This window comes from Sphingomonas oleivorans, from assembly GCF_003050615.1.
GTDB lineage: Bacteria > Pseudomonadota > Alphaproteobacteria > Sphingomonadales > Sphingomonadaceae > Sphingomonas_H > Sphingomonas_H oleivorans.
Map to the genome: position 1 here is coordinate 76531 of NZ_NWBU01000016.1, position 11040 is coordinate 87570.

General features: G+C 64.6%; 8 protein-coding genes. 2 read left to right on the forward strand and 6 right to left on the reverse strand.

Going from position 1 to position 11040, the window contains the following annotated elements:
* Window positions 1-18: 18 nt before the first annotated feature.
* The 3 genes from CLG96_RS16100 to CLG96_RS16110 are packed head-to-tail and all read right to left on the reverse strand — an operon-like array spanning window position 19 to window position 3772.
* A complete protein-coding gene (locus tag CLG96_RS16100) occupies window positions 19-741 on the reverse strand; it encodes a PepSY domain-containing protein (protein ID WP_243395826.1) in 723 nt (240 codons plus the stop codon).
* Complete coding sequence (locus CLG96_RS16105; protein WP_107969437.1) at window positions 738-1910, reverse strand: copper resistance protein B; 1173 nt, start codon at window positions 1908-1910, stop codon at window positions 738-740. The genes CLG96_RS16100 and CLG96_RS16105 overlap by 4 nt, the downstream gene beginning before the upstream one ends.
* Window positions 1907-3772 carry a copper resistance system multicopper oxidase gene (locus tag CLG96_RS16110; protein WP_107969439.1) on the reverse strand — a complete coding sequence of 622 codons (1866 nt, stop codon included), beginning with the start codon at window positions 3770-3772 and terminating at the stop codon, window positions 1907-1909. The genes CLG96_RS16105 and CLG96_RS16110 overlap by 4 nt, the downstream gene beginning before the upstream one ends.
* A 468-nt stretch (window positions 3773-4240) precedes the next feature.
* Here CLG96_RS16110 and CLG96_RS16115 point away from each other — a divergent pair, with 468 nt between their 5' ends.
* Window positions 4241-5155 carry a phytanoyl-CoA dioxygenase family protein gene (locus tag CLG96_RS16115; protein WP_107969441.1) on the forward strand — a complete coding sequence of 305 codons (915 nt, stop codon included), beginning with the start codon at window positions 4241-4243 and terminating at the stop codon, window positions 5153-5155.
* A 24-nt stretch (window positions 5156-5179) separates the two neighbouring features.
* Here the strand turns inward: CLG96_RS16115 and CLG96_RS16120 are convergent, their stop codons facing one another.
* The gene (locus CLG96_RS16120; RefSeq protein WP_107969567.1) at window positions 5180-5929 is read right to left on the reverse strand and encodes a FadR/GntR family transcriptional regulator; all 750 of its coding nucleotides are present in this window, start codon (window positions 5927-5929) and stop codon (window positions 5180-5182) included.
* A gap of 114 nt (window positions 5930-6043) precedes the next feature.
* Entirely contained in the window at window positions 6044-8947 is a 2904-nt protein-coding gene (locus tag CLG96_RS16125; RefSeq protein WP_243395827.1) for a TonB-dependent receptor, read from the reverse strand.
* A 141-nt stretch (window positions 8948-9088) separates the two neighbouring features.
* Between CLG96_RS16125 and CLG96_RS16130 the strand changes: the two genes are divergently transcribed.
* Window positions 9089-10123, forward strand: a complete 1035-nt coding sequence (locus tag CLG96_RS16130) for a sugar kinase (RefSeq protein WP_107969443.1) — start codon at window positions 9089-9091, stop codon at window positions 10121-10123.
* 34 nt (window positions 10124-10157) lie between these two features.
* On the opposite strand, the gene CLG96_RS16135 is transcribed toward CLG96_RS16130, so the two are convergent.
* Window positions 10158-11012 (reverse strand): rhamnogalacturonan acetylesterase, encoded by an 855-nt coding sequence (locus CLG96_RS16135; RefSeq protein WP_207796721.1) that lies wholly within the window; start codon window positions 11010-11012, stop codon window positions 10158-10160.
* Between the last annotated feature and the right edge of the window lie 28 nt (window positions 11013-11040).

An 11040-nucleotide genomic window follows, 5' to 3' on the forward strand; every position in this document is an offset into this window, starting at 1 on the left:
CATATCGGCGGGATCGTTTCAGCCTATGGCACGCCGTCTGCGGCGCGGCCAGCGCATGAAGAGCAGCACCGCACCCGCAAGCGCCAGCAGCAGGCCGCCCGCCGCGAAGGCGAGTAGCCAGGGCGTGTTGAAATCCTCATGATTCTTCCAGTCCATGATATGGAGTGCCCAGAAGAAGTCGTAGAGGCGCCAGGTGCCGGTGCGCACCGCGCCGATCCGCCCCGTAGCGGCATCGACATAGACGCGCGTCGCCTCCCGATCCTCGAACATCACCCGCCATGCGGGCAGCCGGCCCTTATATTCGGTGATCGGATCCAGGACGCGCTCGACGCGCGCCGATGGCGGAGAGCCGACATAAGCGGAGCGGGCGATCGCCTCGGCATTGCGCGCATCAAGCGCCGGCAATGGCCGTCCCGAGGCGGCGTCCAGCAGCCGGACCCTGTCGTCCATCAAGGTCAGTTCGGCGACGGGACGATCCAGCAGCATGCGGAACGTGACCGCCTTCACCGGCCCGAGCGCCCGGACATCGGGCCTGTCGAGCAGGGACGGCAACAAGGCGTCCGGCAAGGACGCCGCCTGCTCGCGCCGCACCAGATGTTCGCCGCGCACCCGCTCGATCGGAAGCAGGCTCATCACCAGCCCGCTCGTGAACCAGAGCAGGAGCTGCGCGCCGATGACGAGGGCCAGCCATTTGTGAACCCGGCTGGCCCCGACATGCAGGCGCGCGCGGCGACTCCTCAAAACCAGGCCCTGACGCCGATCACGAAGCTGGTCGAGCCCGCATCCTCGCCCTCGGCGCGCGCGAAATCCGCCGTGTCGCCGACCTTACGCTCATAGGAGACGCCGACATAGGGCGCGAACTCGCGGGCGACCTCATAGCGCAGGCGCAGGCCGAGATCGATGTTCGAAAGGCCCGATCCAATGCCATTTTCAGGCACATCCTGTGCCGCGAAATTGAGTTCGGCGCGCGGCTGCAGGATCATGCGCTGGCTGATGCGCTGGTCATAATAGCCCTCCAGTCGACCGAGCAGGTCGCCCTTGTCGGACAGGAAGAGCGCGCCTTCAAGCTCGAACCAATAAGGCGCCAGCCCCTCCACTCCGATCGTGGCATAGGTCCGCGAAGGGTTGGGCTTGATGTCGTGACGGATGCCTGCCTGAAAGTTCCAGTAAGGATCGAGCGCGCGGCTATAGAGCGCCTGCACCTCGGCATCCTCGAGAGCGCGCCCGAACAGGCCCTCGCCCTCATATTTCAGCACGGCGCGGTTGATGTCGCCGCCATACCAGGCCTCGCCCTCCCAACGATAGCCGTCCCGGCCGTTGCGGACCTGATATTCGGCCAGATCGAACATGATCTGGGCGAAGGCCATGCCGCCATGCTCGCGGCGAAGCAGCGCATCGGCCTCTGCCATCGCCGCCCGGCCATAAATGGCATCCGCCGCCCGCTCCGTTGGGGGAATCGGCGCCGGGCCCGTACCGGCGGGCTGGTCGGTGCCGCCCATGGCGTGGCCGGCATGCGCGTCGCCCGCATCCATGCCCGGCATCGCCGACATGTCATGCCCGGCATGCGGATCGGCCGCTTCGGGCGGCGGCTGCATCGCGCTCATATCATGGCCGGCATGGGGATCGGCCTGCTCCGGCATGGCCGGTATGTCATGTCCCGCATGGGGGTCCGCCCCCTGAGACGGCGGCTGCATGGCAGACATGTCATGCCCCGCATGCGGGTCGGCACCTTCCGGCGCGGCCTGCATCGCGCCCATGTCATGACCGGCATGAGGGTCGGCGCCCGCGCTTGCCTCCGCCGGCATCTGCATGGCCGCCATATCGTGCATCGAATGGTCCATCGCCTGGGCGAAGGCCGGCGCGGCAATAGCGATCGGCGCTGCGCCGATCAGCAGGAGGAGCGCCTTCATGCCGCCTCTCCCGCCAGCGGACGGACCGTGACGACGTTAAACATGCCGGCATGCATGTGATAGAGCATGTGGCAGTGGAACGCCCAGTCGCCCGGCGCATCCGCCGTCAGATCGAATGTGACCTTGCCGCCCGGCATGACGTTCACCGTATGCTTGCGCGGCGCATGGTCGCCATGCCCTGTCACCAGCTCGAAGAAATGGCCGTGCAGGTGGATGGGGTGGTTCATCATCGTATCGTTGACGAGCGTCACGCGAACGCGCTCGCCACGGGTGAAGGGGATCGGCGCCGTCACCTCCGACAGCTTCCGGCCGTCGAACGACCACATATAGCGCTCCATATTGCCGGTAAGGTGGATTTCCATCGCGCGGGAGGGCGCGCGCAGATCCGGATTGCGATCGAGCGCGACGAGGTCGCGATAGACGAGCACCTTGTGGCCGACATCGCCGAGGCCCTGCCCCGGCTCGCCGGTCCGGTCGATCGCCATGGGCGAAATGGTCTGCACACCCGGCCCCATCTTCACCTGCGGCGCATTTTTGGGGTCGCGCATCGAATGGCTCATGCCGCCCGCCGCCGCGCCGGCCGATGCGCCGCCCGACATCTCATGCCCCATCGCCGAATGGTCCATGCCGGCCATGGCGCCGCCGGACATGTCATGGCCCATGGCGGAATGATCCATTCCCGCCATCGCGCCCGCCGCCGCACCGCCCGACATGTCATGGCCCATCGCGCCATGGTCCATGCCCGACATGTCCATCCCCATATCCTTCATCGTGGCGAGCGGCCGCTTGCGGAGCGCCGGCACCTCGGCCGCCATCCCCTCGCGCGGGGCGAGCGTCGCACGGGCCATGCCCGAACGGTCGATTGCCTCGCCGACCAGCGTATAGGCGCGGTCCTCGGTCGGCGTCACGATCAGGTCATAGGTCTCGGCGACGGCGATCTGGAACTCGTCGACCGTCACAGGCTGCACATTCTGCCCGTCGGCCTGCACGATCGTCAGCGGCAGGCCGGGGATACGGACGTTGAAATTGGTCATTGCCGACGCGTTGATCACGCGCAGCCGCACGCGCTCGCCCGGACGGAACAGGGCCGTCCAATTGTCCTTCGGGCCATGACCGTTGACGAGATAGGTGTAAGTGGCGCCCGTCACGTCCGAAATGTCGGTCGGATCCATGCGCATGGCGCCCCATGCGGCCCGCTCCTTCAGCGACTGGTCCTCGCCCTTCAGCAGCCCGGCCAGAGACTGCTTCTGATAATTGAAATAGCCGCCCTGCTGCTTGAGCTTCCGGAAGAGGCTGTGCGGATGCATCGGGCTGTGGTCCGAAAGCAGGATCACATGCTCGCGATCATATGCGACCGGATCGGCACCGGCGGGGTCGATCACGATCGGACCATAATGGCCCATCTGCTCCTGCAGGCCGGAATGGCTATGATACCAATAGGTCCCTGCCTGCACGACCGGGAATTCATAGACGAAGGTCGAGCGCGGCTTGATGCCGGGAAAGCTCACGCCCGGCACGCCATCCATATGGAAGGGCAGGATCAGCCCGTGCCAGTGGATCGAGCTGTCCTCGTCCAGATTGTTGGTGACGGAGAGGCGGACATTCTGCCCTTCCTTCAGCCGGATCAGGGGCGCCGGCACGGTGCCGTTGACGCCGACGGCATGGCTCGGCCGGCCATCGATCGTCATCATCATATGATCGATGGTAAGCTGGACGTCCGGGCCGGACAGGGTCGGCAGCGGCCTTACCAGGCCGGGCGAAACGCTCTTCGCCCAGGCCGGCATGAAGGCGTTCAGGGCCAGCCCGCCCCCGATCAGGGATGCGCCGCGCAGCAACTGGCGGCGGTCGAAATTGCGGCTCATGGGTCTCCTCGTCGATCCGGGCAGGGGAAATCCGCAACCGGACAACCCCCTTCACGTCTCTATACGGGCGCGCGAACGCTGCCCCTCGGCCATGTCGCGTAATTTCCGCAAGCCTGGTTCGAGCGTGATTGCAACGGACGCCGATGCATCGAGCAACCGCACCGGCTCCCCCTTCGCTTCGCTGGCCCGACATGCGCCTCACCACCGGAAATCCAGGTGGGGAGACTCCGAACAAAAGCCTCCGTCAAAACGGCTCGTCGTTCCTGCGGCTGCATACACCGCAACGAAGTGGATGTTTGTTACGGACCAATACATCCTCAACGAACAGATCCTATATTTGGAGCCACGATGCGGGTGACCATCAGCGCTGCGGCGAGCCTGATTTCCCTGAGTGGCGTTTCGTTTCTGTTGTGGAATAAATTTTCCGCACGCCACCGATCGTCTCGGAATCCTTCCGCCATTCAAAAAATGCGCAAGCTGGCCAGGCTCGTCTCGGCCAAGGCGCCCACCTATCTCCATTTCGCCAAGGCCGAGCCAAGCTGGGTGGCGATGTTCGTCCTGGCGCGCTTCTCGCTCGTGCGGCGCCTTGCCTGGGCCCGCCCGCGCAATTGGTCCATGCCGCGGGGCAGCACGATATTCGAGGAAGCGGATGCGGGAGAGATCGCCGCCAGCCTGCGGCGCGACGGGCTGTACCGCCCCTTGAAACTACCCGCCGAGATCGTGGCAGAGATCATGGCCTTCGCACAGCGGATGCCCTGTTTCGCCGACAAGGATCGAAGCGCGGAGTTCCTGCCGCGCGATATCGGGCAAGCCCAGGCCCGACGCGGAAAGGCGATCGTCACCGGCCATTATCTCGATCGCACTGAACAATGCCCCGCGCTCGTGCGGGTCGCAAACGATGCGCTGCTGATGGACGTCGCCCGCGCCTATCTCGGCGGCGATCCGAAGCTGATCCGCCTGCGGCTCTGGTGGAGCTTTCCGGCACCCGCCGCATCCGAGGGGCAACGCCGGCTCGCCGCGCAGGACCATTATCATTATGATCTTGGCGACTGGCGCGAAATCAAGGTCTTCTTCTATCTGACGCCGGTGGACGCGAAGGCCGGACCCCATGTCTACATCAAGCGCAGCCACCGCGCGCACAGCCTGGCGGACCAGCTATCCCCTTTCCTGGGACGCCCGAGGCGGGAAGTGCTGCGCCGCTACGGGCCGGAAAATGTCGTCGTCCTGCACGGGGATGCCGGGGAGGGCTTTGTCGAGGATCCCTATGGCTTCCACATGGCGACGTCCGTCACGGGCAGCCCGCGGCTGATGCTGGAGATCAGCTTCGGCCCCTCGACACCATCCCGACGCCGATATTATGACGAAAGGATCGGCGGCAACTGACGCCGCGAAACGCGCGGCCAGGATTCAGCCCAGTTTCGCACTCATCAGGAAACGCGCACGGCTTTCCGCCGACTTGCGTCGCAATTCCCTGATCTCCCGCTCCTCGGTCGCGTCGAGCATCGCCTGCAGCAATCGATTGAAATGCTGTCGCATCGCCAGCCGCGCCGCCTGCGAATCCCGGCTGCGCAATGCCTCGACAATCTGCCTATGCTCGTCGAAACGGGCGCCGCCGTCATGCTCGCAAACCGCCGCATGCGTGTTCCGCACTTCCGGCAATTCCATGCGCAGGCGCCAGAGCATCTTGATCACATGGATGATCGCCCGGTTTCCGGACGCGGACGCGATCGCCATGTGGAAATCGCGATCCGCCTCGGTCGACCGATCATCGTCGCCTGCCCCGTCCGAAGCCATCTGGTCGAGAAGATGATCGAGCCGGCCAAGCGCCTCCTCGCTGATGATCGGCGCAGCCAGCGCCGCCGCCTCGGACTCGAAGAGCGATCGCGCTTCCGTCAGCTCGAAGGCGCTGACCGCGGGCAGCTGCTCCTCCGCGCTGCCCGCCTGCTCGGATACATAGACGCCAGCGCCGGTCTTGATCCGGATCTTGCCCGTTGCCTGCAGCGCAATCTCCGCCTCGCGGATGGTGACGCGGCTGACGCCGAACCGTTCGGCCAGCTCGCGTTCGCCGGGCAATCTCGAACCGGGAGGAAAGACGCCTTCGTTGATCAGCGAGACGATCCGCTCAGCGATATCCTGGAATAGCCGGCGATCAGCCATGACCATGCAACCTTCAATACCATGTGCCGAAACCAGTCCATACCTGTTCCCCCCGGAGTCGCAAGACGGATCGCCTGCCAATGGCGGGCAAAGCCATGAGCCGGCCCGCATGCCCTAAACGCGCAGACGAATCCCCAGAAAATAGCGGGAACCATAGAAATGATATTGGCGACTGCTCCCCTTGATGGGCATGTCCGTCACCTTCGGCTCGTCGAATATGTTGAGCGCCTCCAAGCGTAAGGACAGATTGCGATTTATGTCATAGGAAGCGCGCAGATCCACGGTGTCATTGCCACGCACATAACGAAGCTGCGCATTCCCTCCGACGAAATCCTGATAATAGTTTGATCGATAATTATAGATGCTCTGGAGAGACAGACCACCAAGCTGATAGTAAATCTGCGCTGACAGCACATGCTTCGAATAGCCGCTGAGTCCGGCGGGCGGGATCATGCCGGGCGTCACATCCCCCGTGTCCGGATTGACGACATCGCCCAGACGGATATCGTAATTCTTGAAATTGGAATTGGCATAGCTGTAGCTGACCTTCGCACCCAGACCATCCAGCGGGGCGGGCAACCAGGAGAAGCGGTTCGCGAGCGTGACCTCGACGCCATAGACGCGGCTCTTCTCGCTGCTATTCTGGGTCTGCACGACGGGAACCGTCACGCTTTGCCCGCCAATGTCGATCTGCTCCTCGAGCGTCACGGGAATATAGCCGCCGGCGAACTTCTTATAGTAGAATGTCGCGGCAAGGATCGAATCCCGGTTGGGATAGAATTCGATCGCCGCATCCGCATTCCAGGACATGATCGGCTTCAGCCTCGGACTGCCATTGGCGGTGATGAGGCGGATCGCATCCTCGATCGAGCTGAAATTGGTACCGTCCTCCAACTGAATGGTGCGCCCCGCCCCAAGGCTGCTCGGCGCCGGGCGCGACATTGCCCGATAGCCCGCAAGGCGCAGCAGAAGATCGGGATTCACCTCGAAAATGGCATTGAGGCTGGGCAACACCCGCGTGCTGCCGCCCTTGATCGTGAGCGTCTCGAAATCGCCGGACGCGACCAGCCGGATCGAGCCATCGGGATTGGTGACGACGCCCAGCGCGCTACGCAGGCCGCGCGACGTGACCCGCGTATCGACAACGCGCACGCCGAAATTGCCCCGAAGCGGAATATCGCCCGCCTTCGTCTCATAGCTGGCCATGGCATAGCCGGCCCACACCTCCTCGGTCACATCGCGATTGGCAACGGACCGGATATCGGCATTCCGGCCGGGATCCTCCGTTCCCAGATAATCGCGGAACTGGCAGACCGGATCGAAGGTCGCCCAGCTCGTGATCGGCGCGCCGGGAGCGCTGGAGAGATAGTCGGTCTGCGGGAAGATGGTCCGGCAGGCGAAATTCACCGCGCGATCGACATTGCGATCATCCTGGGTGATCTCCACCCGATCATCGAAATCGCTGTAGGTCTGGCGGGAGAAGCGGACGCCGCCATCGATGCGCCAGAGGAAACCCTCCATTTCATAACCGGCATCGAGACGCCCCGCGACGATCTCATTCTCGCGCTGGAGCTGGTCGCGGCGCAGCCGGGCGTCGTCGCTGAACAATGAATAATTATTGACGTTGAAGCGCGGATCGATCGTGATCAGCGTCGCATAGCCATTGCGCGCGTCATAGACATAAGGAACGCGCTGGTTGTTGAGCGGCGTCCTGTTGCCGAATATGTCCAGCGGATCCGAGCGCAACCGCACCGACCGTTCGATATCCCTGCGCTTGGTGCGCGAATAGGAGGCATCCCCACTGAGGGTGAGGCGATCGCTGGCTTCGAATTCCAGCCCGAGGCCGCCGCCCAGATATTCCTCGTCGCGCTCGAACAAGGTGCCGGTGGATTCGACCGAGCTCAATCCCTCGGCATAGAGCAGGCGCCCATCATCGCCGATGATGCGATTCTTCAGGCCGAAGCGCGTCTCGGAAAGTATGAGGTCGCGGCGATCCTCCGAATAAGCGCGCTTGGAATATTGGACGTCGAGATTGACGTTCAGTCGATCGCCCGGTCGCCACTGCACCGCGCCGAAAATGGCGTCGCGCCGGTCCTGCTCGCTGATCTGGCGGAACTGCACCGAATTGGGCGCGAGGTAGAAAGGCGCTCCGGCGGCCGCCGCCGCCCGGCTCACCTCCGGGCAATTGGCGTTAGCGGCAGTGACCGCCGCGTTGCAGGCAACCCAGGTGCTGCTCGCCGCATAGCTCTCCTCCGGATTGTTGACATCGTTGCGCTGCACGCCGAGCGCGATGCCGATTTCGCCGAGCGCGCCCGCGTCGAACTGGTCGACATAGCTCAGCGTGCCGCGCCATCCCCAGGCGCCGGCGCCAATGATGCGATCCTGATAGGGATTGTAATTGGCCCTGATCTCGGCCTGGATGCGGCGCTTGCCATAATCCAGCGGCTTCAGCGTCCCCAGCTCGATCGTACCGGCAACGCCGCCTTCGACGAGATCCGCCTGCTGCGACTTATAGATCTTGATGTCGTTGATGAGCTCGGACGGGAACTGGTTGAAGTTCACCGCGCGATCGCCGCTGCCGTTCGATGCCTCGCGGCCGTTGAAGGTCGTATTGCTCAGGAAGGAGCCGAGGCCGCGCAACGATATTTCGGACGCGCCGCCCTTCTCGCGATGCGTGGTGGCGCCGGTGATCGTCTGGATCGCCTCGCCGACCGACAGCGCCGGCAGATCGCCGATATCCTGCGCGGAAAGCGCATCGACGATCGCGGTTTCGTTCTTCTTCTCATTGATCGATGTCTGGATCGTCTGCCGCAGACCCGTGACGATAATCTCCTCGACCGCGCTCCTGACCGTATCGCCGGCTGGCGATGACGGCTGCTCCGCGGGTGCCGGGCTTGCCAGCTGGCCGATGGCGGGCGTGCTCGACAGAATCGGAGCCGCCGCCGTCGCGAGCAGCAATGTCCGAACGCGCGGCGCACAAATAGCCCCGCGCGACGACCAGTGGCCAAGCCACATCATAGCAATCCCCTCCTTTGATTCTTATACCACCATGCTGATATCAAGCCCGATATCTGTCAAGCCTGCTATGCATGCCAATTGCCTGTCAAATAGCGCATAATTGGTATAGACATGCGAACAGAACAAGGAGGAGGAAGCCGCATGACCCCACGTCCCCAATCTTCGGGAAAAAGCCAGCTCGCCTGCTTCGGCGAGATTCTCCTGCGCCTGTCGGCACCCCGCCGGCAGATGCTTTCGACCGCACAGGCCCTGGACATTCATCATGGCGGTGCGGAGGCGAATGTGGCGGTGGCGCTTGCGCGGCTGGGGCATCGGACGCGCCTTGTTTCCGCGCTGCCGGATGGTCCGCTGGGCGATGGCGCGATCACCTTCTTCCGCGGGCATGGGGTCGATATCGCCGCGATCGGCAGGGCGCCCGGCCGGATGGGTCTCTATTTCCTGTCGCAGGGGGCCTCGCTGCGTCCGTCGGACATCGTCTATGATCGTGCCGACAGCCTGTTCGCGCTTATGCCGCCCGAATCCTGGGACTGGCCGGCGCTATTCAATGGATGCGGATGGCTCCATCTTTCGGGCATAACCCCGGCGCTCGGCCCGGGGCCGGCCCAGGCCGCGCTTGCGGCCGCGCGCGCAGCGAAATCCGCCGGAATGCGCATCTCGTTCGACGGCAATTACCGGGCTCGCCTCTGGGAAAGCTGGGACAGCGATCCGCGTGCCGTCCTCCAGGAACTGGTCAGCCATGCCGATCTGTTCTTCGGCAATTACCGCGATATCGCGCTGCTGCTCGACCGCCCCTTTTCCGGCGAGGGCCCGACACGCCGGCGTGAGGCAGCCGAAGCCGCCTTCGCCGCCTTTCCCAATCTCCAGCGGATCGCCTCGACTGCGCGCCATGTCGAGCATGTCGATTGCCATCGCATCGCCGCAAGGATCGACACATGGGACGGCGCGACCCAAACGGAAGAGGTCCGCGTCCCCGGGATCGTCGACCGGATCGGCGGCGGCGATGCGTTCGCGGCCGGCCTGCTCCACGGCCTGCTCGCCGGCAGGGACGATGAGCAGGCCGTCCACTCCGGCCTTGCCCTCACCTGCCTCAAGCACAGCCTGCCGGGCGACGCCGCGACCTTCGGGCAGCAGGATATCGACGCCTTCCTCGCCGGCGGGCTGGACGTGCGCCGCTGATCGCGCTCAACCTGAGCGCGGTGCCTCAGTCGATCTAGGGAAGGATCTGGCTACGGAGCGCAGGAACGGCCACGGCAAGATCCTGCGCCACCAGCCGGGCGAAGACCCCCGCGCCGACATCGCCGACATGCGTATAGTCGAACTTGCGCGTCACGACCCCACGCGGGCCATCCCCGGCCGCGTCCGCCGACGGCACCGGCTGCTCGGGCACGGGGCGCGGCTTCAGCGTCGAGCCCGCCTTCGCCGCGGCGAGTTCATCGGCCGCGGGCGGAAGCTGTGCGAGCTGCGTCGCGGTCTCCGCGCCCATCCTCTGCACCAGCGCGGCGCTGTGCGCATTGAGATCGACCAGCGGCACCTTCATCTCCGTGGCGACCTTGCGCACCTGCTGGGACCAGGGTTCCAGCGTGTTGTCGAGCCTGCCCTCCTTGAACTCGCGCCGGGTCAGCGGGGTCAGCAGCACCGGCTGCGCGCCGGCCGCGCGCACCTCCTCGACATAGCGGCGGAGATTGGCGGGAAATTCGGTCGTCATGTCGGTCCAGCGCTCGGCATTGGACGACTGGTCATTATGCCCGAACTGGATGAGGACATAGGTAGCGCCATAGCCCGGCACCTTCGCCTCGCCGAGCGCGATATCCCATGACTTTTCCGTGCGATAGCTGCGCGTGCTGCGGCCTCCCCGCCCGAGATTGAGGCAGGCGACCGAAGACTTCACATGCTTGGCGCAGAAGACCGACGCCCAGCCGCTATGCGGCGCCATGGTGGAGTCGCCGACCAGGACCAGCTTATAGGCCTGGATCGGCGACGCGTCGGTCCGCTCGCGGGCCGCGCCCTGCGCGAGGAGCGGGGCTGGCGCGAGCAGCAGGGCAAGCATCGACAGGGTCTTGTGCATCCATCCTCTCCTTTTCAGCTTATCGGGC

Bases quoted from the DNA above. Each gene is read 5' to 3' on its own strand.
- CLG96_RS16105 (WP_107969437.1), bottom strand. From the start codon at position 1,910: ATGAAGGCGCTCCTCCTGCTGATCGGCGCAGCGCCGATCGCTATTGCC.
- CLG96_RS16110 (WP_107969439.1), bottom strand. From the start codon at position 3,772: ATGAGCCGCAATTTCGACCGCCGCCAGTTGCTGCGCGGCGCATCCCTG.
- CLG96_RS16115 (WP_107969441.1), top strand. From the start codon at position 4,241: ATGCGCAAGCTGGCCAGGCTCGTCTCGGCCAAGGCGCCCACCTATCTC.
- CLG96_RS16120 (WP_107969567.1), bottom strand. From the start codon at position 5,929: ATGGCTGATCGCCGGCTATTCCAGGATATCGCTGAGCGGATCGTCTCG.
- CLG96_RS16125 (WP_243395827.1), bottom strand. From the start codon at position 8,947: ATGATGTGGCTTGGCCACTGGTCGTCGCGCGGGGCTATTTGTGCGCCG.
- CLG96_RS16130 (WP_107969443.1), top strand. From the start codon at position 9,089: ATGACCCCACGTCCCCAATCTTCGGGAAAAAGCCAGCTCGCCTGCTTC.
- CLG96_RS16135 (WP_207796721.1), bottom strand. From the start codon at position 11,012: ATGCACAAGACCCTGTCGATGCTTGCCCTGCTGCTCGCGCCAGCCCCG.